This window comes from Saccharopolyspora pogona, from assembly GCF_014697215.1.
GTDB classification, from domain to species: domain Bacteria; phylum Actinomycetota; class Actinomycetes; order Mycobacteriales; family Pseudonocardiaceae; genus Saccharopolyspora; species Saccharopolyspora hattusasensis.
The window spans coordinates 7,788,887-7,812,109 of sequence record NZ_CP031142.1; the positions used below are offsets into that span (position 1 = coordinate 7,788,887).

At 69.1% G+C, this 23,223-nt stretch carries 27 protein-coding genes and 3 pseudogenes; 15 read left to right on the forward strand and 15 right to left on the reverse strand.

Translation table 11 applies throughout. The features are described from left to right. Nucleotides 1-109: 109 nt before the first annotated feature. From DL519_RS36760 to DL519_RS36780, 5 genes are read right to left on the reverse strand one after another with little or no spacing between them, the layout of a single operon-like run. Nucleotides 110-1,087: an ABC transporter substrate-binding protein gene (locus DL519_RS36760; RefSeq protein ID WP_190821693.1), complete on the reverse strand. Its 978-nt coding sequence runs from the start codon at nucleotides 1,085-1,087 to the stop codon at nucleotides 110-112. 43 nt (nucleotides 1,088-1,130) lie between these two features. Continuing rightward, complete coding sequence (locus DL519_RS36765) at nucleotides 1,131-2,180, reverse strand: ABC transporter permease (protein ID WP_190821695.1); 1,050 nt, start codon at nucleotides 2,178-2,180, stop codon at nucleotides 1,131-1,133. Then, nucleotides 2,180-2,944 carry an ATP-binding cassette domain-containing protein gene (locus tag DL519_RS36770; RefSeq protein WP_190821697.1) on the reverse strand — a complete coding sequence of 255 codons (765 nt, stop codon included), beginning with the start codon at nucleotides 2,942-2,944 and terminating at the stop codon, nucleotides 2,180-2,182. The genes DL519_RS36765 and DL519_RS36770 overlap by 1 nt, the downstream gene beginning before the upstream one ends. Next, on the reverse strand, nucleotides 2,941-3,987 hold the full coding sequence (locus tag DL519_RS36775) for a class I mannose-6-phosphate isomerase (protein WP_223839984.1): 1,047 nt from the start codon (nucleotides 3,985-3,987) through the stop codon (nucleotides 2,941-2,943). Before DL519_RS36775 ends, DL519_RS36770 begins: the two co-directional genes overlap by 4 nt. Continuing rightward, nucleotides 3,984-4,958, reverse strand: coding sequence for a LacI family DNA-binding transcriptional regulator (locus DL519_RS36780; RefSeq protein ID WP_190824437.1), 975 nt, complete (start codon nucleotides 4,956-4,958; stop codon nucleotides 3,984-3,986). Before DL519_RS36780 ends, DL519_RS36775 begins: the two co-directional genes overlap by 4 nt. Nucleotides 4,959-5,235: 277 nt before the next feature. Here DL519_RS36780 and DL519_RS36785 point away from each other — a divergent pair, with 277 nt between their 5' ends. The 4 genes from DL519_RS36785 (at nucleotide 5,236) to DL519_RS36795 (ending at nucleotide 6,809) form a co-directional block, all read left to right on the forward strand. Then, entirely contained in the window at nucleotides 5,236-5,736 is a 501-nt protein-coding gene (locus DL519_RS36785; RefSeq protein WP_263399760.1) for a glycoside hydrolase family 47 protein, read from the forward strand. Then, a complete protein-coding gene (locus DL519_RS47765; protein ID WP_223839985.1) occupies nucleotides 5,733-5,861 on the forward strand; it encodes a glycoside hydrolase family 47 protein in 129 nt (42 codons plus the stop codon). Before DL519_RS36785 ends, DL519_RS47765 begins: the two co-directional genes overlap by 4 nt. Nucleotides 5,862-6,055: 194 nt before the next feature. Further along, a complete protein-coding gene (gene cutA / locus DL519_RS36790) occupies nucleotides 6,056-6,373 on the forward strand; it encodes a divalent-cation tolerance protein CutA (protein ID WP_190821699.1) in 318 nt (105 codons plus the stop codon). Between the two features lie 76 nt (nucleotides 6,374-6,449). Beyond that, nucleotides 6,450-6,809 (forward strand): DUF3817 domain-containing protein, encoded by a 360-nt coding sequence (locus DL519_RS36795; RefSeq protein WP_263399761.1) that lies wholly within the window; start codon nucleotides 6,450-6,452, stop codon nucleotides 6,807-6,809. Nucleotide 6,810: 1 nt separating this feature from the next. Here the strand turns inward: DL519_RS36795 and DL519_RS36800 are convergent, their stop codons facing one another. Continuing rightward, a complete protein-coding gene (locus DL519_RS36800) occupies nucleotides 6,811-7,311 on the reverse strand; it encodes a MarR family winged helix-turn-helix transcriptional regulator (protein ID WP_168585084.1) in 501 nt (166 codons plus the stop codon). A gap of 139 nt (nucleotides 7,312-7,450) precedes the next feature. Here DL519_RS36800 and DL519_RS36805 point away from each other — a divergent pair, with 139 nt between their 5' ends. Next, complete coding sequence (locus DL519_RS36805) at nucleotides 7,451-7,747, forward strand: MTH1187 family thiamine-binding protein (protein WP_190821701.1); 297 nt, start codon at nucleotides 7,451-7,453, stop codon at nucleotides 7,745-7,747. A gap of 57 nt (nucleotides 7,748-7,804) precedes the next feature. Here DL519_RS36805 and DL519_RS36810 read toward each other — a convergent pair whose 3' ends face one another. Continuing rightward, a complete protein-coding gene (locus tag DL519_RS36810; protein ID WP_190821704.1) occupies nucleotides 7,805-8,065 on the reverse strand; it encodes a hypothetical protein in 261 nt (86 codons plus the stop codon). A 340-nt stretch (nucleotides 8,066-8,405) separates the two neighbouring features. Here DL519_RS36810 and DL519_RS36815 point away from each other — a divergent pair, with 340 nt between their 5' ends. After that, a complete protein-coding gene (locus DL519_RS36815) occupies nucleotides 8,406-9,323 on the forward strand; it encodes a tetratricopeptide repeat protein (RefSeq protein WP_190824439.1) in 918 nt (305 codons plus the stop codon). A gap of 161 nt (nucleotides 9,324-9,484) precedes the next feature. Here the strand turns inward: DL519_RS36815 and DL519_RS36820 are convergent, their stop codons facing one another. Next, the gene (locus DL519_RS36820) at nucleotides 9,485-9,811 is read right to left on the reverse strand and encodes a hypothetical protein (protein WP_190821706.1); all 327 of its coding nucleotides are present in this window, start codon (nucleotides 9,809-9,811) and stop codon (nucleotides 9,485-9,487) included. A 154-nt stretch (nucleotides 9,812-9,965) separates the two neighbouring features. Here DL519_RS36820 and DL519_RS50530 point away from each other — a divergent pair. Beyond that, nucleotides 9,966-10,154: pseudogene (locus DL519_RS50530) on the forward strand (helix-turn-helix domain-containing protein); the annotation flags it as partial. A 58-nt stretch (nucleotides 10,155-10,212) separates the two neighbouring features. On the opposite strand, the gene DL519_RS36830 reads toward DL519_RS50530, so the two are convergent. After that, entirely contained in the window at nucleotides 10,213-11,631 is a 1,419-nt protein-coding gene (locus DL519_RS36830; protein WP_223839986.1) for a neutral zinc metallopeptidase, read from the reverse strand. 331 nt (nucleotides 11,632-11,962) lie between these two features. On the opposite strand from DL519_RS36830, the gene DL519_RS36835 reads away from it, so the two are divergent. Further along, nucleotides 11,963-12,139 carry a hypothetical protein gene (locus tag DL519_RS36835; RefSeq protein ID WP_190821708.1) on the forward strand — a complete coding sequence of 59 codons (177 nt, stop codon included), beginning with the start codon at nucleotides 11,963-11,965 and terminating at the stop codon, nucleotides 12,137-12,139. Here DL519_RS36835 and DL519_RS36840 read toward each other — a convergent pair whose 3' ends face one another. Next, nucleotides 12,140-13,390, reverse strand: coding sequence for a neutral zinc metallopeptidase (locus DL519_RS36840; protein WP_223839987.1), 1,251 nt, complete (start codon nucleotides 13,388-13,390; stop codon nucleotides 12,140-12,142). A gap of 88 nt (nucleotides 13,391-13,478) precedes the next feature. On the opposite strand from DL519_RS36840, the gene glgP reads away from it, so the two are divergent. Further along, on the forward strand, nucleotides 13,479-16,031 hold the full coding sequence (gene glgP, locus DL519_RS36845) for an alpha-glucan family phosphorylase (protein ID WP_190821712.1): 2,553 nt from the start codon (nucleotides 13,479-13,481) through the stop codon (nucleotides 16,029-16,031). A gap of 180 nt (nucleotides 16,032-16,211) precedes the next feature. Here the strand turns inward: glgP and DL519_RS36850 are convergent, their stop codons facing one another. Continuing rightward, the gene (locus DL519_RS36850) at nucleotides 16,212-17,429 is read right to left on the reverse strand and encodes a Cmx/CmrA family chloramphenicol efflux MFS transporter (RefSeq protein WP_190821714.1); all 1,218 of its coding nucleotides are present in this window, start codon (nucleotides 17,427-17,429) and stop codon (nucleotides 16,212-16,214) included. Nucleotides 17,430-17,550: 121 nt separating this feature from the next. Between DL519_RS36850 and DL519_RS36855 the strand changes: the two genes are divergently transcribed. Beyond that, on the forward strand, nucleotides 17,551-18,129 hold the full coding sequence (locus tag DL519_RS36855) for a TetR/AcrR family transcriptional regulator (protein WP_190821716.1): 579 nt from the start codon (nucleotides 17,551-17,553) through the stop codon (nucleotides 18,127-18,129). A gap of 70 nt (nucleotides 18,130-18,199) precedes the next feature. On the opposite strand, the gene DL519_RS50535 is transcribed toward DL519_RS36855, so the two are convergent. Together DL519_RS50535 and DL519_RS50540 are read right to left on the reverse strand one after the other, a co-directional pair. Beyond that, the gene (locus DL519_RS50535; protein WP_397545011.1) at nucleotides 18,200-18,367 is read right to left on the reverse strand and encodes a Scr1 family TA system antitoxin-like transcriptional regulator; all 168 of its coding nucleotides are present in this window, start codon (nucleotides 18,365-18,367) and stop codon (nucleotides 18,200-18,202) included. Between the two features lie 37 nt (nucleotides 18,368-18,404). Then, nucleotides 18,405-18,857: pseudogene (locus tag DL519_RS50540) on the reverse strand (Scr1 family TA system antitoxin-like transcriptional regulator); the annotation flags it as partial. A gap of 136 nt (nucleotides 18,858-18,993) precedes the next feature. Between DL519_RS50540 and DL519_RS36865 the strand changes: the two are divergent. The 3 genes from DL519_RS36865 to DL519_RS47770 all read left to right on the forward strand — a co-directional run bounded on the left by DL519_RS36865 (nucleotide 18,994) and on the right by DL519_RS47770 (nucleotide 20,718). Further along, nucleotides 18,994-19,209, forward strand: coding sequence for a hypothetical protein (locus tag DL519_RS36865; protein WP_190821720.1), 216 nt, complete (start codon nucleotides 18,994-18,996; stop codon nucleotides 19,207-19,209). A 118-nt stretch (nucleotides 19,210-19,327) separates the two neighbouring features. Then, nucleotides 19,328-19,900 carry a TetR family transcriptional regulator gene (locus DL519_RS36870; protein WP_190821722.1) on the forward strand — a complete coding sequence of 191 codons (573 nt, stop codon included), beginning with the start codon at nucleotides 19,328-19,330 and terminating at the stop codon, nucleotides 19,898-19,900. 152 nt (nucleotides 19,901-20,052) lie between these two features. Beyond that, nucleotides 20,053-20,718: an HNH endonuclease gene (locus DL519_RS47770; RefSeq protein WP_223839988.1), complete on the forward strand. Its 666-nt coding sequence runs from the start codon at nucleotides 20,053-20,055 to the stop codon at nucleotides 20,716-20,718. Between the two features lie 41 nt (nucleotides 20,719-20,759). On the opposite strand, the pseudogene DL519_RS36880 reads toward DL519_RS47770, so the two are convergent. Beyond that, nucleotides 20,760-21,022: pseudogene (locus DL519_RS36880) on the reverse strand (AraC family transcriptional regulator); the annotation flags it as partial. Here DL519_RS36880 and DL519_RS49545 point away from each other — a divergent pair. Together DL519_RS49545 and DL519_RS49550 are read left to right on the forward strand one after the other, a co-directional pair. Further along, nucleotides 21,023-21,553, forward strand: a complete 531-nt coding sequence (locus DL519_RS49545; RefSeq protein WP_317891419.1) for an NADP-dependent oxidoreductase — start codon at nucleotides 21,023-21,025, stop codon at nucleotides 21,551-21,553. Beyond that, nucleotides 21,553-21,915, forward strand: a complete 363-nt coding sequence (locus DL519_RS49550) for a zinc-binding dehydrogenase (RefSeq protein WP_317891447.1) — start codon at nucleotides 21,553-21,555, stop codon at nucleotides 21,913-21,915. Before DL519_RS49545 ends, DL519_RS49550 begins: the two co-directional genes overlap by 1 nt. Before the next feature lie 10 nt (nucleotides 21,916-21,925). Here DL519_RS49550 and DL519_RS36890 read toward each other — a convergent pair whose 3' ends face one another. Then, a complete protein-coding gene (locus DL519_RS36890; protein ID WP_223839989.1) occupies nucleotides 21,926-23,050 on the reverse strand; it encodes a hypothetical protein in 1,125 nt (374 codons plus the stop codon). Between the last annotated feature and the right edge of the window lie 173 nt (nucleotides 23,051-23,223).

Here is a 23,223-nt window from a genome sequence, read left to right on the forward strand (position 1 = left end):
TTTGTGGGGCAGGGTTTTCCTGGTGAGAACATGGGATTCAGTACTTATGCCACAGGGCGGGGTGGAAGCCGGTGCGCGGGTCCCGGGCGCCGGCCCCGACCCCCGAGGTTCAGCAGTGGGACTTGTAGAAGTACTGCGCCTGCTGGTCGATGTTGTCGCGGGTGACGGCGATCATCTCGGTCCGCGTCTCCCGCTCGACCGGCTGGCCCTTGATCGCCGCGATCGCACGCTGGACGCCTTCCTGGCCGATCTTGCCGGGGTTCTGCGCGATCAGCGCCTGGACCCGGCCGTTGCGCAGGTCGTCCACCTGCTTGGGGCTGGCGTCGAAGCCGACCAGCTGCACCTGCCCCGACTTGCCCGCGTTGGACAGCGCGGTGGCGGCGCCCTCACCGGTGTTGAGGTTGGTGCCGAACACGCCGACCAGGTCCGGCGTCGCGGCCAGCGTCGACGACACGATCTGCGCGGCCGTGGCCGGTTCGTTCTCGGTGTACTGGGTGGGCAGCAGCTTCAGGTTCGGTTGCTTGGCGATCTCCTCCTCGAAGCCTTTGGCCCGCTCGTCGGTGGTGGAGGTGCCCGCCTTCGTGTTCAGCGCCAGCACCGATCCCGGCTTGTCACCGACCAGCTTCGCCAGGGTCTGTGCGGCCAGCCGGCCGCCCGCGTAGTTGTCGGAGGACAGCGAGGTGACCGCGATGGAGCGGTCCTCCAGCGCGGTGTCGACCTCGACGACCTGGATGCCGTTGCTCTTGGCCTGTTGCAGCGGCGCGGCCAGCGCCTTGTCGTCGGTGGGCGCGATGATCACCGCGCCGGGCTTGGTGCTGACGATGCCGCCCAGGATCTGCGACTGCTCGGCCTGCTCGAACTTCTCCGGGGCCTGCGTGTTCAGCTGGTAGCCCTGCGCGGCGGCCTCCTGCTGCGCCGCGCATTCGATGGACACGTAGAACGGCTCGCCGCGCATCCCGGTGATCAGGGCGAGGTTCTTGTTGTTGGGGTCGGTCTGCCCGCTGCCGGTGTCGCCGATCTGGCCTGATCCGCAGCCGGCCACCAGCAGCACCGCTCCCAGCGCCAGCGCGGTCTTGTGCGTTCTCATCGGGGTTCTACCTCCACACGCCGTTGTGCCGATGATCGAGAGGTCAGCGGCTGTTTCGCGCCCGCCGTCTGCGCTGGTCCAGCCACACCGCGGCGACCAGGACCGCGCCGACCGCGATCGGTTGCCAGAACGGCCGCACCCCGGCCATCACGAACCCGGCGTCGAGCACCGCCGGGATGAACACGCCGATGACGCTGCCGACCACGGTGCCGATGCCGCCGAACAGGCTGGTCCCGCCCAGCACGACGGCCGCGATCGCGTTCAGGTTGTCGTTGCTGTGGCCGCTGATCGTGGTGGTGCCGAAGTAGGCCAGCGACATGAACCCGGCCAGACCGGCCAGCACCCCGGTCAAGGTGTAGATGGCGACCAGGTGGCGGGTGACCCTGATGCCGCTGCGGCGGGCGGCCTCGGCGTTCGAGCCGATCGCGTAGGTGTAGCGGCCGAATGCCGTGGTGTGCAGCAGCCAGAGCGCCAGCAGCGTGATCACCGCCGCGAGGATCACGAGGTTCGGCACCACGACGAACGACGTGCCGGTGCCGAGGGTCTTCCGCAGCGCACCGGGCACGGTGCGCACGTCGATGCCGTTGGTGAGCAGTTGGGCGGCACCGAGTGCCGCGCCGAACGAGCCGAGCGTGACGATCAGCGCCGGGACCCGGGCGACGGCCACGAGCAGCCCGTTGAGCAGGCCCCACAGCGCGCCGCCGACCAGCGCGACCAGCAGGCCGATCAAGATCACGCCCCAACCGGCGTCCGTGGCGTCGCCGCCGCTGAGCCATTCCATGGTCATCGCGGACACGACGCCGGCGAACACCAGCACCGAACCCACCGACAGGTCGATGCCGGAGGTGATGATCACGAAGGTCATGCCGACGGCGAGCATCAGCAGCGGTGCCGCCTGCACCAGCAGGTTCTGCACGTTGAACAGGGTGGGGAAGGCGTCCGGGCGGATCGCGCTGAACAGCACGCACAGGGCGACAAGCACCAAGCCCGTCCACAGCGTGTTCGAGGCGGTCAGCCGCGCGCCGAGGCTCTTGGCGGGCGCGGCCACATCTTCGTCCGCAGCGGATTTCTGAGTTCTCTGCTCGGTGGGCATCAGCTCCCGTCCTCCTGCGACAGTGCACCGGTCATGGCGCCGACCAGGTCTTCCAAGGTCGCCTCCGCGGCGCTGAACCGCGCCACCCGGCAGCCGAGGCGCAACACCTCGACGCGATCCGAGACCGACAGGACCTCCGGCATGTTGTGGCTGATCAGCACCACCGAGATGCCGGTGTCGCGGACCCGGCGGATCACGTCCAGCACGCGTTCGCGCTGCACGACACCCAGCGCGGCGGTGGGTTCGTCCATGAACACGAGCTTGTCCGCCCATGCGACCGAGCGCGCCACGGCGACGCTCTGCCGCTGCCCACCGGACAACGAGCCGATCGGAACCGAAAGGTCTTGCAGCGACACCCCGAACCTGGCGAACTGCTCCGCGGCCTGCGTACGCATCTTCGCCTCGTCCAGCATGCCGAGCCGACCGAGCAGCCCGGGCCGCCGGATCTCCCGGCCCAGGAACAGGTTCGCGGCCGGGTCGAGGTCCGGCGCCACCGCGAGGTCCTGGTAGGCGGTCTCGATGCCGTGCGCCCGGGCAGCGGCGGGGGAGTCGAGCGTCACCGGCTTGCCGGAGACCAGGATCTGCCCCGAATCCGGCCGCTCCACCCCGGAAAGGCATTTCACCAGCGTCGACTTGCCCGCACCGTTGTCCCCGACGAGGGCGACGACCTCGCCCGGACGAACTGTGAACGACGCGCCGCGCAGCGCCTCCACGCTCCCGTACCGCTTGACCAGATCGCGACCCTCCAGCAGCGGTTCGGTCATCTCGGGCTCCCGGCTCCCGGCGGGCGGCAGTGCACGACGGTGAGGTCTCCTTCGAGCTGGGCGGCCCCGGCGGAATGCGGGACGACGGCGGTGCTGCCGCGGTGCAGCGGCAGGTCGACGCCGCCGGAGCGCAACTTCCCGCTGCCGTCCAGCACGACGAGCACGCCGAAGGACGGTTCGAGCTCGACGGTGCCGTGCAGCCGGTCGGCGCGGAAGAACGGGGCGGCGTCCTCGGCCAGCAGCGGAACACGCGGGGCGACCTCGTCCGCGGTGCGCTTGATCAGCGAATTCAGGACCGAGTCGTTGAAACCGGATCGGTTGAGGGTCTCGAGCGCGGTCCGCTGGTCCAGACCGAGGAACGCGCCCTCGGCATCGGCCAGGAACCCCTGCCACTCCAGCGTGATCGAGAAGTCCGTCGGCTGCTGCAACTCGACGATGAACACGCCCTCGCCGATGGCGTGCGGCGTGCCAGCGGGAACGTGCACGGTGTCGCCTGACCGTACGCGGATCTCGTTGAGCGAACCGAGCATCGCCGAGGAATCCTGGGTGCCCACCCACTCGGCGACCACCTCCGGCGCGACGTCATCGCGGAAACCCAAGTACACCACCGGGTTCGCGCCGGAGGTGCCGATCACGATCCACGCCTCGGTCTTGCCGAACCGGGAACCCAGGTGCTGCCGGGCGAAGGCGTCCGAAGGATGGCAGTGCACCGGCAGCCGTTGCCCCGCGTCCAACAGCTTGACCAGCAGCGCGGTGCTGTCGCCGAAGGCCGCCACGTGCTCGCTCCCCAACCACAAGTCGGGGTCGGCGGTCACCGCGTCCCGCAGCCAACGCCCGTCCGGCAGGCGCGACAGGCCCGAATCGGCCTGGCCGAAGCGCGTCGTGGTGGATGCGACCCAGTCCTCCGGGCCGAACTTCTGGTCGTCGCCTCCGCCGCGCAGCGCGGCGATCGACGCACCGCCCCGGTAGAACTGGCGGGGCTGGTTGGACGGCAGGGCGATCGCGGACGCCGGACCGGTCTGATCATTGTGGACAGTACTCAACGTGTTACCTCTCCGGAACCTCTTGCCAGCAGGCGAGTGGGAACGACCATGCGACGTGGTGGGGTGCGGTCGCCGCCCAACCGCGCGAACAGCAACTCCGCCGCCGACCGCCCCAGCGCCCACGTGTCGTGGGTGATCACGCTGATCGGCGGATCGAGGAGGTCGGCGAGCTCGAAGTCGTCGAAGCCGACGAGCGCCGGGCGCGACGGCTGACCGGCCAGCGCCCGCAGGGCGTGGATGGTGATCCGGTTGTTGCCGGTCACCAGCGCGGTCGCGCGACGCAACGTGGACCGCAATGCCTGCGCCACCGACTCGTCGGTGTGCGGGCCCATCAGGACCAGGTCGGGAGAGAACGGCACCCCGGCCTGCGCGCAACCTTCCCGGAAACCGCGCAACCGTTCGGTGGCCGTGTGGATTTCCGGGGCGTCGCCCAGGAACGCGATCTCCCGGTGCCCGTGTGCGGCCAGGTGGCGCGCGGCGAGCGCGGTGCCGCCGGCGTTGTCGATCAACACGGTGTCGGCGTCGAGGTTGCCCGGCGGCCGGTCCACGAACACCACTGGCGTCCCGGCGTTGATCTCGTGCGCGATGTACCCGTGCTGGTGACCGGCGGGAATCACGAGCAGCCCGTCGACCCGGCGGGCGCAGAACTCCAGCACCAGCTCGCGTTCCCGAGCCGGGTCCTCATCGGACGAACCGGTCAGCACCTGCTTGCCCTGCACCCGCGCGACTTCCTCGACCGCGCGGGTCAGCACCGAGTAGAACGGGTTCGCCAGGTCCTCCAGCACCAGGCCCAGCGTGCCGGTCCCGGTGCCCCGGCGGAGGTTGCGGGCGCTGAGGTTGCGGCGGAACCCGAGCTGGTCGATGGCGGCCAGCACCCGCTCCGCGGTCGCCGGATGCACGCCGCTCTCGGCGTTGACGACCCGCGAAACGGTCTTGATGCTCACGCCCGCCAGCCGCGCCACATCGTTCATCGTGGCGCGCCGGACGTTCCCGAATTCAGACAACGTTGTCATGACAAGCGGTATTGGATCGCGGCCCGCCGACGCCTGTCAATGGCGCCGGGGGATTCTGCGTGCACCTGGCCCCGGAACATCCGCCGATCGGACCACCGCCCACCGCCGCGATCCGGGGCCGGAGGTGACAGGAAGGTTCCCATCCTCACGCCCGCCGAACCCCGTCCAGCGCCGCGCCCACCCGGCCGGAAGATGACAGGAAGGTTCCCATGCTGCGGTTGACACGCTGTGGCTGATGGGCGCCGACGCGGAAGTCCAGCAGGCCGTGCAGCGGATCAAGGACAACCTGAGCTTCGACGTCGATGCGCCGTTCCAGCTGTTCGAGACCAACATCCGGATGGTCGGCGGGCTCGCCGCCGCGTGCCACTGCACTGGCGAACACGTGAACCTGGCGACCGGCGCGGTCAGCCGCCCGGAGACCAACATCGTCGAGGACGGCACCTACATCGCGGAGTTCGGCGTCATCTCGGAGTGGACCGTCTACGACAAGCGCACCGAACTCGGGTTGCTGCCGCACGACATCCACGCCGAGACCGGCGAATGGCGCAACCGCCAGGCCACCATCGGCCCGCCGGGGGACTCTTACTACGAGTCCTGTCGGACGGGTATGCGCTGTTCGGCGAGTAGAGCGTGCTTGCCTCGTTTTACGCCGGCCTGCTCGGCGAGTCCGGCCGGGTCGCGGAGGGCCGCGCCAACCACGACGCGTTCAACACAGTGCAGGACCGGCTCGGGGTGATCCCGTCCGCTGTGGACTACGCGACGAAGTACTACTGGCTGCTGTTCTCCGACACCCCGAGGTTCGACTACCAGAACAACTATCTGAACACCGAAGCGAACGTCCTCCGGGGAGCCCGCTGCTGACCCGAAGTGACAGGAAGGTTCCCATGCTCGCGCCCGGCACCGGTCCGCTTCGGGTGGGATGACAGGAAGGTTCCCAAGCTTCGCCGAGCGGCGAGGCGAGGAGCAAGAAAACCTCCTGCCGCCAAGCGGGTGCGTGCGAGCAAGGGAACCTTCCTGTCATCGGCTCCGCGGCGGGTGATGGCTACTCTGGGCCCATGGCTGATCATGTGCAGGTCGTGACCACCACCGACTCGGAGCAGGCGGCCGCCGAGCTGGCTCGCGGCGTCGTCGAGGCGCGGCTGGGGGCGTGCGTGCAGGTCGTGCCCATCCGCAGCTTCTACGTGTGGGAGGGCGCGGCGCAGGACGACGCCGAATGGCAGCTGCAGGTCAAGACCTCCGCCGGGCGGCTCGCCGCGCTGGTCGAGCACCTCCGGGCCAATCACAGCTACGACGTGCCGGAGATCATCGCCACGCCGATCATCGGCGGCAACCCCGACTACCTGGCCTGGGTCGACGACCAGACCCGTCCATAACGGACCGGGGTCGGTGTGATCGACGACACCCGGCACACTCGCAGGGGATTGCCGTTGGAACGGAAGTGGGTTTGACGTGCCGCGTACGTATGCCGGATGGTTCCGGGCGGTGGCGATCGCCGAGGCGTTCTCGTGGGTCGGTCTGCTGGTGGCGATGGCGTTCAAGTACGGCCTGCAGCAGCCGCTCGGCGTGACGGTCATGGGCTGGGTCCACGGGCTGGTGTTCACCGCCTACGTGGTGACCTGCCTCGTCGTGTTCAGCCCGCTGCGCTGGCGGTTCGGGGTGCTCGTCCTGGCACTGGTGGCGTCGATCCCGCCGCTGGCGTCGGTGTGGTTCGAGCGCTGGGCGAACCGTCGCGGGCTGCTGGCCGAATCGGATTCGGACGAGCCGACGTTCTGGGGCCGGGTCCGGTACGCGCTGCGCGAGTTGAACTGACTCAGAAGTCCCCGGCCGCGTGCCGCACCTTGCCGAGCAGTTCGGTGAGCTGCTGGGTCTGCCGCTCGGTGATGCCGCGCAACCCGAAGTCGATCTCGGTGACCGACTCGGTCGCCTTCTTCATCAGGTCCCGGCCGTCCTCGGTGATCTCCACCAGGGTGGTGCGCCGGTCCGTGGGATGCGGCACCCGCCGGACCAGACTGTCCTGCTCCAGTCGGTCGACGATGTTGGTGACGCTGGTCGGGTGCAGCTGGAGCCGGTCGCCCATGACGCGCATCGGGAGGCTGCCGCGCCGCGAGAAGGTCAGTAGCACCAGCGCCTCGTAGCGGGCGAACGTCAGGTTGTGCGGTCGCAACGCGCTGTCGACCGCCGATTGGAGGATCTGCTGGACCCGCATCACGCTCGTCACTGCGGCCATCGTCGTCGACGGGCCTACCCGGTCGGCCCAGATCTCGGCCGCGCGAGCGATGGGGTCGAAGGGCAGTGGGCTACGGGTGCTCATGGTGTTCGACGCTAGCAGCGGTTACCGGCGAGTTCACCGCTGTGGTGCAGCAGCGGCCGAAATCAGCGGAACCGCCGCAGCGTTGGACATGATCGGGTCGACCGTCGGACGGCGGTGCGGACGGAATGGAGGAGCAGACGTGCTGGTTGCGTTCAGCGTGGCCCCGAGCGGGGTCGGGGACAGTGTCAGCGAAGCGGTCGCGGCCGCGGTCAAGGTGGTGCGGGAGTCTGGTCTGCCGCACGAGACGACCTCGATGTTCACCACAATCGAGGGAGAGTGGGACGAGGTGATGGACGTGGTGAAGCGTGCCACCGAGGCCGCGTCGGCCAACGCGCCGCGCACCAGCCTCGTGCTCAAGGCCGACATCCGTCCCGGGCACACCGATCAGCTGCACGCGAAGGTGCGCCGGGTCGAGGAGCACCTGCGCGGGGAGTAGGCGCAGCAAGAGACCGGGGGCGGCTTCGCGGCCGCCCCCGGTCCGGTGTTGCTGGGGTCAGAGCCCGGCCTTCGGGTGGTCGACGACCGGCGCGTTGACGCAGTTGTTGACCTGCGGCGACAGGATCGGCACGACGACGCCGATCAGGGCGCCGACGTTGTTGCCGCACAGCTGCACCGGGGCGGCGCTGATGTTGTTGTCGTTAGCCGCGTTGACGCCGTCGTTGTCGGCGCTGTCCGCGAACGCGGCGCTGCCGAGGGTCAGGACGCCGAGGGTGGCGGCACCGGCGACACCCGCAACACGGGTAGCAATACGCACTGTTTCGTACCTCTCGTTGAACAACTGGCTGAAGGTCCCCCATTTGGAGGCCCCGCAGACCCGCGAGAAAGCAACCGTCCCTCGCGGGCTCCACTTTTCCCTTCGGCGATCAGATCCGCCGAACCTTAGGAGTGAATCGGCCCTGCCATCCGCTCGAGCGACATCTGTTAACTGCTTCGGTTTGATCTAGGGACTTTGTCGGAGTGTCGATTTTGGTTGCTCGGCGTCGTGGGTCGCGGAACATTCACCGCCCAGCTGCCACGCGGCTGGTGGGACATGTCAGGATGGAGGCGTGACGAGGCCGGATCCACGCCAGAACGCAGCAGCTATGTCCGCCGCGATGGCGGGCGCAGTCGACCTGTCGGCCCTGAAGAACCGGGCCGAAGCAACCTCCAGGGCCGCCCGCCAGGCACCTGCAGCCAACGGCGAAAGCGGTGCGGCGCCGGCGACCACTGCGGTGATCGACGTGACCGAGGCCACCTTCCAGGCCGAGGTCGTCGAGAAGTCCATGCAGGTGCCCGTGGTTGTCGACCTCTGGGCGACCTGGTGCGGTCCGTGCAAGCAGCTCTCCCCGGTGCTCGAACGACTCGCCCGGGAGGCCAACGGCGCCTGGGTGCTGGCCAAGATCGACGTCGACGCGAACCCGCGCATCGCGCAGCTGTTCCAGGTGCAGTCGGTGCCCATGGTGATCGCCGTCGCCGGTGGGCAGCCGGTGGACGCCTTCGCCGGCGCCCTCCCGGAACCGCAGATCCGCCAGTGGATCGACTCGCTGCTGAACGCCCTGCGCGACCAGATGCCCGGCATCCGCGCCGCCGAAGAGGGCGTCGAGCCGGCCGCCGAGGAGCCCGAGGACCCGCGGTTCACCGCCGCCGAGGACGCGCTGGAGCGCGGTGACTACGCCGCCGCCGAGGCCGCCTACCAGCAGATCCTCGCCTCCGAGCCGAACAACGAGCAGGCCAAGGCGGCGCTGTCGCAGGTCCGCTTCACGGCGCGCGCCGAGCAGGCCGACCCGGCCGCGATCGAGCGCGCCGACGCGGCCCCGGAGGACATCGACGCCCAGCTCGCCGCCGCCGACGCGGAGGTCGCCGTCGGCCGGGTTGCGGAGGGCTTCGACCGGCTGATCCGCGCGATCAAGCGCACCTCCGGCGACGACCGGGACCGGATCCGCCAGCACCTGATCGAGATGTTCGAGGTCTTCCCGGAGGGCGACGACCGGGTCGTGGCGGCCCGCAGGGCGCTCGCCAGCGCCCTGTTCTGAGCCCAGGACGCATGGGGAGCGGCGATTTCGCGGGAAATCGCCGCTCCTTCCTTTCCGAGTGAGGGCTGCCTCCGCGCCGTGCTGGCTTGAGGCCCTTAGTGGTCCGTTTCAGAAATCCTTCGGGGGTTGACTTCAGGTCCGGTGTTGTGCGTGTCGCCCGGTCAGATGTCGGGTGCGGCGAGGTGGAGCCGGCAGGCGCAGTCGAGGGCGTTTTCGGGGGTGCCGGCGATGCCGCCGGTGGGCAGGAGGGAGTCCTCGTAGCGGTCGCTGCTGGCGTAGTAGAGGGCGAAGCCCCACCTGCTGGCGGTTCCGCCGTAGCGCAGGCGCATCAGCTTGACCCGTTCGCCGTCTGCACGTTCGGCCTCCACGTAGGCGAAGGCTCCGCGGTGGCGGACATGCAGCCGCCTGATCTGCGGCCAGGCGGTGCGGGCGTGCTCGCCAAGGCGCTGTTCGAGCGAGAGCCGGGTGGACTCCGAAGGTGTGGGCATGTCGGCCATCCTCTCTGATGGGCCGTGGGGTGGGGGTACGGCAGGATACGGGCTGTCAGTGATCCACTCCTTCTCGATCGGCCCTCTCCTGATGCCCGTTGCCCCGGCCCGCCCGGTAACCTTGACCGCTGCCGAACGCAAGCGGCTGAAGACGATGGCCTACGGCTATAAGACCGAGTACCGGCTGCGGGTGCGCGCGCAGGTCGTGCTGCACGCGGCACGCGGACGCTCCAATGCGCGCGTCTCCCGTGAGACGGGGCTGCATCTGGACACAGTGCGCTGTTGGCGGGGCCGGTTCGCCGAGCACGGCCTGCCCGGCCTGTCGGCCCTGTCACGAATTCCGTGTAAAGAAAAGCGGTGTCGCCCCGGTAATCCGGGACGACACCGCAGGTTCCGTCAGCTCAGCCGCCGTACTTGGTGCTGCACGGGGCAAATCCTTCCTGGACGCCGACCCGGAAAGCCTCCACCCGCGCGAACCCGACGGGCACCTGGTCGCCGTGGACGTTCGCCGCGATCAGGCTGTCCTCGCCGAGCAGCGCCGACACTCCCTCGTCGATGTCGTCCGGCACGATCCGCAGGTTGCCGACGGGGTTGCGCTGCCCGATCGGGTCCTCGACCAGCAGCCCGCTCCACGAACCGACCATGCAGGCGGTGCGCAGGCCGGCGGCCTCGTCGTCCAGCGGCAGGCCCGCGGCCTTCTGCACCGACAGCGCATACCTGGACGCCACCTGGGCGTATGCGGCGAAATCGCCGTAGCCACTGGTGTCCCCGCTCTTGCTCGGCGGTCGGGCGATCTTCTGCAGGGCGGGAATGTCCAACGAGATCGTGTTCGTGCTCGGGCAGTAGGACGCAGGTGAGGTGGCCTGCTCGCGACCGCACGGCTTCAGCTCTTTGACGATCTTGGGCGGCTCGGCGCCGGTGTCGCGGAACACCGTGCGCAGGCTCTGCTCCACCGCGTTGAGGCTCTTCTGGTCCACCGGGAGATCAGTGTCCTGCTTCTGGATCGGCTTCCACGCCTGGAAGAGCGTGGTGCGCTTCTGGACGTCGCCGAAGTCCATCTTGGCGCAGCGCTGCGGGCCCTCGCTGAAGCCGAACTGGAACGCCGTGACCCGGTCGAACGCGGATCCGTGCGCGCTTCCGTCCCGGAAGTCGGAATCACCCGGGGAGTCCCGGATGAAGTTCAGCACGCCCATGACCTGGTTGAGGCCTTCGCCGGTGGAAACCTGGAAGTACTTCGAGGATCCCTCGGCGACGTGCCGGAAGTACGCGCCGGTGAAGCAGTCCGCCTGCTGCTCCAGCACGATCACCTGGTCGTTCGAGGTGGCCGTGCCAGCGCGGTGCTGCACGGCGTGCCCCATCTCGTGCGCGAGCACCGTCACCACGGCCATCGGCCCGAAGCTGTTGTTGAGCTCCGGGAGCAGGGTGCTGCGGTCCCACGCGATGAAGTCCTCCGGTGGGCAGTAGAACGCGTTGACCACTCCGGCGGTGTTCTCCCCGCAAAGTTGGATGCCGGGGCCGCTCGAGTCGTAGGACACCAACCGCTTGACCGGCTCGAAGCGCTTGCCGGGGAAAGCCTTCGGGAAGGTCTCGGTCCAGTAGGTGTCGATGTCGGCGACCGCGTTGCGCGCGAGCTTGTCCATCGCGCCGTTGTCGGTGCCCTCCACCGGTAACGACGACTCCGGCGCGCCGCCCTTGGGACCGCTGGGACCGTTGCTGGCGGGCAGGCCGGCGACTTCGGTGGTCGAATAGCCGCCGAGCGTCGTCGGGGTGCCGCTGACCACCTGCGAGCACCCGCCGACGAGGGCGATGCATGCGAGCACCGAGACAGCGGTACCGAGGATCCGCTTCCGCCGTCGGCTTCTTGTCGATACCGGTACCACTGCCGCGCCCCATCCTGCTGACCGAAGTCCTCCTGCCACCGAGCCGGCCCTGAGCCGCCCGATGCCCGAAGCAGCCTATCGGTTGCGAGATCGACCCCACGTGCGATCTGGCCGGATCCGGGGTCGGCCGGATGACAGGAAGGTTCCCTTGCTCTCGCACGGCTGCGGCCGGATGACAGGAAGGTTCCCTTGCTCTCGCACGGCTGCGGCCGGATGACAGGAAGGTTCCCTTGCTCTCGCACGGCTGCGGGTGGATGACAGGAAGGTTCCCTTGCTCTCGCACGGCTGCGGGTGGTGGCAGGAAGTTCCCGGCCGGGAGCTCAGGCTCTTGATGCAGGCGGCAAAGCTCCACCAGGAGGTCGCCCGTCAGCGCCAGGACACCGCCCGTAAGGAGCGCCACCGGCCCGGGATCATCCGGGCGCGCGCCGCCTACGACGCGAAGTCCTGATCAGCCGCAGGATGCCGCGCCGCCGATAGCTCCGGTGCGCAAGGCCGCGATCCGGTCGAATCCCGTCAGCGAATTCGCGCCGTGCGCGTCGCGGGAGACGTCGTCGGATTCGAGTGTGATCGTGACGGCTTCGTCGAGGTCGCCCGCCGACAGCGCGGGTTGCGCAGCCGTGTAAGCGCCGGTGAGGCAGGCGATCTGCTTGCCCGCTTCGGCTCCGGTGGTGGGGCGGCCGAGTTCGGTGAGGGCGGTCAGCGCGAATCGGGAGGCGAGCAGCGTGGTGACGGCCTGGTCGCCGATACTGCGATGCGGCTCGGTCAGCGCTGCTCGGTCGAGGACGATGGTCGGAGGCTGTGCGCAGAACTGCGCAGGGCCAGTCGTTTCGGGACATCCGGGCGCGGAGCGGACGGCAGGCGGGGTCCACCGCCCGCCGCGCTGCGTGACGAGAGCGCCGAAGTAGCCGGAGATGCGATCGGTGCGCAGGACGTCGTCCAGCGGTTTGTTCGGATCGTCCGGTGTTGGTTCCGCCAGCGATGTTCCGGTCACGTCGGCGCAGCGTCGCGCGCCCTCGAGAAATCCGCTCTGGAAGGCCGAAATGCGGTCGAAGGCGGTGCCGTGGGCGTCGGTGCTGTTCGTGCTCACCGGGTCGCGGAAGATGATGAGCGCGCGCATCGCGCGGTCCAGTTGCCCGGGGTTGATGCGCAGGTGCTCGGCGTGACCGTCCACGACCCAGCGGATGAACGAGCCCGAATAGCAGTCCGCCATCGCTTCGAGACTTATCGGAGCGCCATCGGCATCCAGTCCGGTCCGTCGCTGCACCGCGTGGCCGATCTCGTGCGCGAGCACCACAGCAACCGATGCGTCGCCGTAGTGCTCTCGCAGGACCGGGACCAGCGCTGCGCGGTCCCAGGCAATGGCGTCGACCGTGGCGCAGTAGTACGCGTTGCCTTCGATGTCCTTCACATCGGCCGCGCAGGGCGGCGGGGCGCCGGTGCCGTTGGTGTCGACCGAGAAGAAGCCGCCGTCGAGGTCCCGCCAGGGCGCGCCGAACACCGCCGGGTACTGCGCTGCCCAGTACCGCTGGACGTCGGTGACGATCGTGGCCGCGAGCCGGTCGGTGTCGCCTTGATCGGTGCCGTGCACGAACGACGGGGCGACCGTGTGATCGGCCACAGGGGCCGGTTGCGGTGGTGTCGCCGCGCAAGCGCCGGCGATCAGCAAGCTCACCAACGCCACCAGTCCAATCGCGCGCACGCAGCCAAGCTTCCCATCGGCCACGAGCGGCGGCGGGGCTGGCACGTCCGCGAACGGGCCGCCGCGTTCCAAGATATTGTCCGCTGCTGTGAGAGCAGCCCACCGCTTCACCGTGCGCGCCCACCTGCCCGAGCCGTTGAGCGCGCTCGGCACGCTGGCGACCAACCTCCGCTGGGCCTGGCATCCGCCGACCCAGGACCTGTTCGCGGCGGTCGACCCGCAGGTGTGGTCGTCGGTGGGTGCGGATCCGCTGCGGCTGCTCGCCGAGGTGCCCGCCGAGCGGCTGCGGCAGCTGGCCGGTGACCAGGACTTCCTGGCTCGCACCCGGGCCGTCGACGACGACCTGCGCCGGTACCTGGCGGTGCCGCGCTGGTACCAGCAGCGGCAGGACGAGGACGCCGGGCTGCCCGTGTCGATCGCCTACTTCTCGATGGAGTTCGGCCTCACCGAGGCCCTGCCGAACTACTCCGGCGGACTCGGGGTGCTGGCCGGCGACCACCTGAAGTCGGCCTCCGATCTGGGCGTTCCGATGATCGGGGTCGGGCTGCTGTACCGGTCCGGGTACTTCCGGCAGTCGCTGTCCGCGGAGGGCTGGCAGGTCGAGCACTACCCGGTGCTGGATCCGCGCGGCCTGCCGCTGGAGATGCTGGCCGAGCCGTCGGGGCGGCCCCTGCAGGTGCGGGTCGCGATGCCCGCCGGCCGCACCCTGCACGCCCGGATCTGGAAGGCGCAGGTCGGGCGGGTTCCGTTGCTGCTGCTCGACAGTGACCTGCCGGAGAACGACGACGACCTGCGCGGCACCACCGACCGGCTCTACGGCGGCGACGCCGAGCACCGGATCCGCCAGGAGATCCTCGCCGGGATCGGCGGCATGCGCGCGGTCCGCGCCTACTGCGAGCTGACCGGCCACCCGCAGCCCGAGGTGTTCCACACCAACGAGGGCCACGCCGGGTTCCTGGGCCTGGAGCGGACCCGCGAGCTGCTGGAATCGCCGGGCCTGAAGTTCGACCAGGCGGTGGCCGCGGTGCGGGCCGGGACGGTGTTCACCACGCACACCCCGGTCCCGGCCGGGATCGACCGTTTCCCGGTCGACCTGGTCAGGCTCTACTTCGGCGACGGCTCCGAGCAGGCGCTGCTGCCCCGCGTGCCCACGGACCGGGTGCTCGCGCTGGGCGCCGAGGACAACCCGGGCATGTTCAACATGGCCCACATGGGGCTGCGGCTCGCGCAGCGCGCCAACGGTGTTTCCGAGCTGCACGGCAAGGTCATCCGCAAGATGTTCCGCAACCTGTGGCCGGGCTTCGGCACCGAGGAGATCCCGATCCGCTCGGTCACCAACGGCGTGCACGGGCCGACCTGGTCGGCACGGGAACTGGGCAAACTGCTCGGCGAGTCCGAAATGGACAGCGGTGCCGGGCTGCGCGGCATCGAGCCGGTCAGCGACTCGCTGCTGTGGGAACTGCGCTGCTCGCTGCGCCAACGCCTGGTGGACGAGGTGCGTCGCAGGCTGCGTGCCGCGTGGCTGCGGCGTGGCGCCTCGGACCTGGAACTCAATTGGTGCGACAGGGTTTTCGACCCGGACGTGCTCACCATCGGTTTCGCCCGCCGGGTGCCGACCTACAAGCGGGCCACGCTGATGCTGCGCGACACCGAGCGGCTGCGGGAGCTGCTGCTCGACGCGGACCGCCCGGTGCAGATCGTGGTTGCCGGGAAGTCGCACCCCGCCGACGAGGGCGGCAAGGCGATGATCCAGCAGATCGTGCGCTTCGCCGATCAGGCCGATGTGCGGCACCGCATCGCGTTCCTGCCGGACTATGACATGTCGCTGGCCAAGTACCTAGTATCCGGTTGCGACGTGTGGCTGAACAATCCCGTGCGCCCGCTGGAGGCGTGCGGCACCTCGGGGATGAAGGCGGCGCTCAACGGTGCCCTGAACCTGTCGGTGCGGGACGGCTGGTGGGACGAGATGTTCGACAGCCACAACGGCTGGGCCATCCCGAACGCCGACGGGGTCGGTGACCCGAACCGGCGCGACGACCTGGAATCCGCGGCCCTGTACGAGCTGATCTCCGACCACGTGGCCCCGATGTTCTACGAGCGCAACACGGACGGTGTGCCCGGCAAGTGGATGTCGATGGTGCGGCACACCCTGGCGACGCTGGGGCCGCGTGTGCAGGCGTCGCGGATGATCCGCGAGTACGTCGACAACCACTACATGCCGGCGGCGCGGTCGGCGCGGGCCGTCACGGCGGATGACTACCGCGGGGCGCGAGAGATCGCCGACTACCGCGCCCGGTTGCAGGCGGCCTGGACGTGGGTGCGGATCGGCGACGCCGAGATGTCCGTCGACGACGGCGGCACCCCGCTGCTCGGCGGGCAGGTCACGGTGCGGGCGCGGGTCGACCTGGCCGGGCTCGATCCGTCCGATGTGGACGTCGAGGTGGTGGTGGGGCGCGTGGACGACTCCGACGTGCTGCACGACTTCGTCACCGAGTCGATGCACCCGGCGGAAGGCGGCCACTACGAAGCGTCGGTGACGCTGCCGCACGCGGGCCCCGCGGGCTACACCGTCCGGGTCCTGCCCCGGCATCCGCTGCTGTCCGGTCCCGCCGAACTCGGCAAGGTCGTCCTCGCGAGCTGACCCGTCACCGCCGCGCCACCACCGCGATCGGCAGCACCGCGGCCAAGGTGTGCCGGCCACCCCACCCGCCGTGGCCGGCCCGTAACCGATGCCCGGTCCCGACTCGGCCGGCTGGAGTCGGTGACACGGCAGCGGTCCGTAAGCCGGGAATGCAGGCGGATGGACGTGTGCGGTTGGAGTTCACCCCGCTGTGCGGGAAGGGAGTTCCGTCCGCTTCGAACCGCCGGTCGTCGGGTGGTGGGCGCCGGCCTGGCGCCGGTGCTGGAGGTAGCCGGCCCACACCGTGGCGAGGAGACCGACTGCGCCGATCGCGGCGCCCACCCAGGCCACCGAAGCGAAGCCGAACCCGGCGCTGATGGCCATGCCGCCGAGCATCGGAGCGAGCGTGTTGCCGATGTTGAACGCCGAGGTGTTGGCGGCTCCGACCAGCGTCGGGGCACCCGGCGCGATCGCGAACACCCGCGACTGCAGGGCGGGATTGGTGACGAACCCGCCGACGCCCAGGACGAAGACGAGCACCGTGGTGATGATCGGGTTGCCCGTGGTCACGGCGAGCAGGGCGGAGGCGACCACCAGGGTGCCCAGGCCGAAGATCAGGGTGCGGATCGGATGAGCCTGCGCGGTGCGTCCGCCGATCGTCAAGCCGGCCAGGCCGCCCAGCCCGAACAGCGCCAGCTCGGCGGGAACCCACCCCTCGGGTAGCCCGGTCACGCCCGTCAGCACCGGGGCGAGGTAGCTGAAGGTGACGATGACCGAGCCGAAGGCCGACGAGGTGATCGCGAACGACAACCACAGTTGGGGCCGGGCCATGGCGCGCAGCTCGGCGGCGACGTTACGGGGCTGCTCCGAGGTCTCCGCATCGGCGCGGACGGTGAACAGGGAGCACGCGAGGCTCACCGCGGTGAGGACGGCGACTGCCCAGAACACCGACCGCCAGCCCGCGAGCTGGCTGAGGACGGTGCCCGCCGGCACTCCGACGATGGTGGCGAGGGTGAGCCCGCCCGCGATGATCGCAACGGCCCTGCTCCGGGCGTTCTCCGGCACGAGGCCGACTCCGGTGGCGACCGCGACGCCCCAGAAACCTGCGTAGCAGAGCGCGCCCACGATGCGGGTGGCGAACAGCACCCAGTACCCGGGTGCCAGCGCGCCCAGCACGTGCGCGCCGATGAAGACGATCTGCAGCGCGACCAACGCTCTCCGGCGCGGCCAGCGCATCGTGGCGATGGCCAGCAGCGGGGCGCCGACGACCATGCCGATGGCGAACGCGGAGATCAGCAGGCCCGCGTCCGGGATGGAAACGCCGAGATCGGCCATGCCGGGAAGCAGTCCCGAGAGCATGAACTCCGAGGTTCCCTGGGTGAAGATGCCCAGGCCGAGGATGTAGACGGCGAGGGGCATGGACGGCCCTCCAACGAGTCGGTGATCACTGCCGGGGCCGACGATAGCAGTATTTTGAAGCGATCGATTCAAAACGTGACAAGTTTCGGTGCGATCGCTTCAAAACGACTAGGGTGTGGGCATGGCCAGGCCGAGGAAGTTCGACGATGCCCGCGTCATCGACGCCGCGATGGACACGTTCTGGCGCAACGGGTACGAGGCGACCTCGACCCGGGACCTGAGCGACCGAACCGAACTGGGCCCGTCGAGCCTGTACAACGCGTTCGGCGACAAGCGGCAGCTGTACCTAAAGGCCCTACGCAAGTACTACGAGACGGGCACCGCGGAGCAGATCGCGATCCTGACAGCCCCGGGGCCGGTCAAGGACCGGCTGCGAGAACTGCTGGCCAACGCGATCGACATCGACCTCTCGGGCAACGGCCGACCGGGCTGCTTCGCCATTAATGCGGCCATCGAGCGCGCGAGCTCGGACCCCGACGTGAAGGTCGAGGTGGGCCGGAACTTCGCGGCGGTGGAGGAAGCGCTGTGCGGAACCATCGCGCGAGGACAACGTTCCGGTGAGATCGACCCGAAGCGCGACGTGGAAACCCTGGCGCGCCAAGTGCTCAGCACGTACTACGGCCTCCGGGTGCTGGCCAGGGTCCAGGACGACCGCCAGTCACTGCTGGACGTCGTGAACAGCCTCCTCGACGGGCTGTGATTGCCACAGGCCGTGGCGAAAGACCCTTGGGCTCGTGAGCGTTTTCGGGTGCTATGGCGCCCAAAAACACTCACGGGACTTGACCGGCTGTCGTGATGTTCGGGCGTTCGCTGACCTCTGCAAGATGGCGAAGCTGCTGGGCCATCACGCGTGGGCCTCCGAGTGCGTCTCGAAGAGCACGTTCGGCAACGATGATCTCGATTTCTCGTGACTCTGCAAGCGCTTTTGCGTCGCGCAACCCGCAATTCGATTCGGAGATCGCGCTCCTCGCGTGGCAGCGGGACCATGACTTCGCGTGTGTACGCGCGCGTCTGCGTCGGGCCGGGCATGACCAATGGCGCGACGTGGACGATTCGGTTCGCGGCGCGGTCGAACTCGCTGAGCTCGATCAGGTGGCGGTGCAGTCCCTTCGATCCATCCGTGATCAGGTTTGGCTCACTCGCGGTGTTCGCGAATTCAACGATCTCTGCATATCTGGCTCCGGTGACCCCAAGTGTTCCCAGGACGCGGGCCACGTACTCGGAAGTGGGCGTCCTCTCGCCGCGTTCGTAGCGGGATACCGTCGCTGGTGCGACGTCGAGCAGTTTTCCGAGGTCGAGAACGGTTAGCTGGGCCTTCTCGCGAAGTGCGCGGAGCTCGGCTCCGAGGAGTCGGGCTTTCGGGGGCCGGCCGTGTTGACTCCGTGCATGAGTCAGAAAATAGCCTTGCTGACCTGCGAAAATCACCACTTGTTCGAGTAATTGTTCGGATAACTCCAAGTAAGGATCACTGACTCCGGAGGCGAAATTCAATCGGAGTCAGGGGTTCGGTGTGTGGTGGGTGGAGCCGGATGCTGCGGCGGTGGCCGCGGTTCGGGACGACGTCGTGTACTGGATCGTGGGACGACATATGCTTCTCGCTTTAGTTGCGTGCCTGATTGCCCTGTTGCTCGCCGTGGTGTTGGCTCCGCTGCTGTGCTCGGCGCCGGGGCGGCAGGGCTATGCTGAGGAGTGCGCGTTGACGGTTTGGCAGCTGCCGCGCGGAGATGAAGCCGAGCGTCGCAAGGCTGATCGCTATGGCCGCTACGCCTTGCGGTCGTGAGTGTTCGGTCGGCGGTTCCGTGTTTATGGCCGGCGAGACACCGATCAACTGTTGGTTATGTCTCGACCGGCCTGTTCGATTTCAACTGATTGGTTGGTTCGGCGAGTACAGTTCAGGTGTGTCCCGCAGCGCCGAAGCCACCAAAGCTCGGATCTTCGAGGCGGCGATCGCCGAGTTCGCCGCTTACGGCATCGCCGGTGCGCGCGTCGACCGGATCGCCAAGCAGGCGCAGGCGAACAAGCAACTGATCTACGCCTACTTCGGCAGCAAGGACGCGCTGTTCTCGGCGGTGCTGGAACGAACGATGGACGAGCTGGCCGCCGAGATCCCGATGGGCGGCGACGACCTGCCCGGCTACGTCGACCGCCTCACCGACTACCACGTCGCGAACCCGCACGTGCTGCGCCTGCTGCTGTGGGAAGCCCTGGAGCGCGGCGAAACCGGCGTCGTCGCCGAGTCCGAACGCGCCGAGCACTACCGGCACCAAGCGGAAGCAGTCCGCCGTGCCCAGGAAAGCGGCAACGTGACCGGCGAGTTCGAGCCCGGGATGCTCGCCCTGCTGTCGATCGGCTTGATCAGCTGGCCGCTGGCCGTGCCGCAGTTGCGCCGCATGATGCTCGGCGACGCGAAGCCGGCGGATCTGCGGGTGGCGGCCCGAAAAGCCGTCGAGCGCCTCACCGAACCCCGCTGATCGCCCGATTTCCCGCGGCCCGGAACGCATCTGGGCCATCTGTGTGATCTTGAAGAGGAGTCATCAAGAACTCCCGGTGCTGAATCGGTCGCGCACGGTAATTTCCCGGGTGCTTCGGGCCTCGCGGTCCGCCGGGCGACCTGGGGGTTCGAGTGGCTGGCTTCGTCGATTCGGTGCTGAACCTGGTTCTGCTCGCGGCATTGGCCTTCGTCGTGGTCGCGGGGCTGTCCCTGTGGCAGCGCCAGTGGCCGAAGACGCCCCCGTTCGCCCGGCCCCGCGGCACCAGCAGCACGCAGCTCCGCCCCGACGGCAACGCCGAATTCTTCCACGACCGGGGATTCCTGTTCCTCCGGCGCTGGTTCTTCGTCGGCACCGGCTGCCCGCCGACGCGCATCGACCGGCGACGGCTCGACGGGATGCGCGTCGAGCAGCTGAACCGGCCGGTGCGCGTGGCGTCCTCCGGCGGCCGGACGTGGTGGTGGTTCGAGAGCTCCTTCTACTGGGAGTCGGGTGGTTACTCGGCGCAGGACGTCGTCGCCCTGGTGAGGGACCGGCGGCGCAAGGAGAAGGCCAGGCTGGACCGCGCGCACCTGCTGCTCAACACCGACGCGCGCTCGCCCGGCCGCCGCCCGGCGATCCCGCGCGAGGTCAAGATGCGGGTGTTCCAGCGTGATGGTGGTCGGTGCGTCCAATGCGGCACCGACTTCGAGATCCAGTACGACCACATCATCCCGGTCGCGCTCGGCGGCAGCTCGACCGAGGAGAACCTCCAACTGCTGTGTGCCCAGTGCAACCAGTCGAAGGGCGCGAACCTCTGAGGGCTCTACCGGTTGGTTAGAGCCACGATTTCCGGTGAGCGGCTGATCCCCACCTCGTCGCGGAACCGGCGGGCGAACGTGCGGCCGCTCATCCGCGCGTGCCCGGCGAGATCGACCAGCGTCAGCGGCAGGTGGAGGTTCGCGGTGGCCCAATCCCTGGTCGGCGCGGTGCCGCTCTCGGACGGTTCGGGGCCGGCTGCTCGATGTACTGCGCCTGACCGCCATCGCGCCACGGCGGCACAACGCATTTCCGCGCCACCTGGTTGGCCACCTCGCTGACGTGGTCCGCGCGCACGATGTGCAGATGCTGCGGGAGGTGCAGCTCGAACGCCCCGTTCCGGGCCTGAGCGAACTGCTGATCCGGGTGCGCGCCGCCGGGCTCAACCCGACCGACTGGAAGCACCGCGCCAACGAGATGTTCATCGGGAAGCCGCCGTTCGTCCTCGGCTGGGACGTCTCGGGCGTCGTCGAGGAGGTCGGGACCGGCGTCACCCTGCACAAACCCGGTGACGAGGTCTTCGGGATGCTGCCCTACCCGCACGGCGTGGGCTCGCACGCCGAGTACGTGACCGGCCCGGGGCGGGTATTCGTGCCCAAGCCGTCCAATGTGGACCACGTGCAAGCGGGCGCCATCCCGCTCGCCACGCTGACCGCCTGGCAGGCGTTGGTGGAGACCGCGCAGTTGCAGGCCGGGCAGCGCGTCCTGATCCACGCGGCCGCAGGTGGGGTCGGACACTTCGCCGTGCAGATCGCCAAGGCGCGAGGTGCGCACGCATCGCGACGGCCAGCGCGGGCAAGCACGAATTCCTGCGAGGCCTGGGCGCCGACGATCTGATCGACTACCGGGAGGTCGATTTCGCGGACGTCGTCAGCGATGTCGACGTCGTGCTGGACCCCATCGCGGGCGACACCCGCGCCCGTTCCCTGCGGACCCTCAGGCGAGGTGGCGTCCTGGTCTCCATCCTGCCGTTCGGGCGGGAGGCGATTGCCGCCGAGGCAGAACGGCTTGGAGTGCGGGTGGAGCTGATGCTCGTCGTGGGCGGTCAGGCGGGCATGCGCGCCGTCGCCGAACTCGTCGAATCCGGCCGACTGCGCGTGGCGATCGCGGGCGTGTTCCCGCTGGCGGAGGCGGCCAAAGCGCACGCTCTCGGCGAAACCAACCGCACAACCGGGAAACTGGTGCTCTCGGTGGAGTGATGCGGCGCGATCATGCCACGGAAAGCCGCTCGCGGGTCTCGACGACCCTCGGCGACCACGGGGCCAGCTCCTCGGCCTTGGCCAACGCGACCCGCGCGGCGGCGTTGTCGTGGCAAGCCATGTGCGCGCGGGCGAGCGTGACGAGGTCGTCGGCGCGGGATAGCGGTGAGTGGTTGTAGGCGGCTCCGGTCGTGGCGAGGCGGACGGCGCGGTCCGCCTCGCCCTCGATCAGCGCGAGCAGTCCGCTCGCACCGCTGAGCTCGAACTCCGGGAAGCCGAGCCGGATCGCGTCGTCGAGTGCCTTCTTCGCGGTCGGCAGCAAGGTTTCCGCAGGCAGCTGACCGGCCTCCACTGCCTTGAAACCGAGGCCCGCGAGGCCCGCCAGCACGTAGGACATCTTGCGCGGTGGGAGTTCGTCGTTCTCCGCCAGGTTCTTCAGCATCAGCAGAACCCCCGGCGCGTATTCGCCGCGGGACTCCATCACGGCGGCCTGGCACGAGATCGTGGCGTTCAAACCCGGGTACTTCGCGGCGAGTTCATCGGCATGCGTCTGCGCGCGCTCGATGGCACCTTCGCGCAGGGCCTCGTAAGCGCGGGCGGCCATCGGTGCGGCCAGGAAATCGGTGCGTTCGGGGTCGCGCATGCGCGGCAGCGAGAAGAGCAACCAACCGGTCGAGGTGGTCAGCGGAACCCGCCTCGGCCACAACTTGTAGAGCATGAGCGGCGTTGCGGCGAGCACGAAACAGCGGCCGAACGGACCGTCGGCGAGCAACCAGCCGACCACGACGACGGCGACACCGACCAGCGCCGACAGCAGGCCCGCCAGCCAGCAACGCAGGATGACCGGGGAACGCCACGGACCGATCTGCGAGCGCAACGTGACTGGCAGCCAGCGGATCGTGAAGGTCACCCGGCCGATCTGCCACGACGCGACCTCCCGCATTGCGCCGAACACCACGTGCCGGACCCGTAGCCCGAAAACCACCGAGCCCACGAGCAAACCCAGCTGGGTAGCCATCGGCAGCAAGATCACCCCGGCCAGGGCGCCGAGCCAGCCGACGGCGGCGCCGACCGGGCCGGTGCCCGCGACCAGCTCCACGGCCGCTACCGCTACCGCGCCCACGACGGCGGTCACGACCCAAGGGCGGAACAAAAGACTCTGAGCTCGCACAAGGTTGGAAGCGTACGGGACCGGGCCGCGCTCGATGTGCCGTTTGGGCAGGTCGTTGGCCGGGAGCGCAGGCGGGCGCTGTGGCACCTGAAGGTTCTCATTGGCCCTGACCGGGGGTTGCGCGCTGCTGGCGAGGT

Bases quoted from the DNA above. Each gene is read 5' to 3' on its own strand.
- DL519_RS36765 (WP_190821695.1), bottom strand. From the start codon at position 2,180: ATGCCCACCGAGCAGAGAACTCAGAAATCCGCTGCGGACGAAGATGTG.
- DL519_RS49545 (WP_317891419.1), top strand. From the start codon at position 21,023: ATGCTGCGGGAGGTGCAGCTCGAACGCCCCGTTCCGGGCCTGAGCGAA.
- DL519_RS36800 (WP_168585084.1), bottom strand. From the start codon at position 7,311: ATGAGCACCCGTAGCCCACTGCCCTTCGACCCCATCGCTCGCGCGGCC.
- DL519_RS36770 (WP_190821697.1), bottom strand. From the start codon at position 2,944: ATGACCGAACCGCTGCTGGAGGGTCGCGATCTGGTCAAGCGGTACGGG.
- DL519_RS36815 (WP_190824439.1), top strand. From the start codon at position 8,406: ATGGCGGGCGCAGTCGACCTGTCGGCCCTGAAGAACCGGGCCGAAGCA.
- DL519_RS36850 (WP_190821714.1), bottom strand. From the start codon at position 17,429: ATGCCCCTCGCCGTCTACATCCTCGGCCTGGGCATCTTCACCCAGGGA.
- DL519_RS36820 (WP_190821706.1), bottom strand. From the start codon at position 9,811: ATGCCCACACCTTCGGAGTCCACCCGGCTCTCGCTCGAACAGCGCCTT.
- DL519_RS36855 (WP_190821716.1), top strand. From the start codon at position 17,551: ATGGCCAGGCCGAGGAAGTTCGACGATGCCCGCGTCATCGACGCCGCG.
- DL519_RS36785 (WP_263399760.1), top strand. From the start codon at position 5,236: ATGGGCGCCGACGCGGAAGTCCAGCAGGCCGTGCAGCGGATCAAGGAC.
- cutA (WP_190821699.1), top strand. From the start codon at position 6,056: ATGGCTGATCATGTGCAGGTCGTGACCACCACCGACTCGGAGCAGGCG.
- DL519_RS36760 (WP_190821693.1), bottom strand. From the start codon at position 1,087: ATGAGAACGCACAAGACCGCGCTGGCGCTGGGAGCGGTGCTGCTGGTG.
- DL519_RS36780 (WP_190824437.1), bottom strand. From the start codon at position 4,958: ATGAACGATGTGGCGCGGCTGGCGGGCGTGAGCATCAAGACCGTTTCG.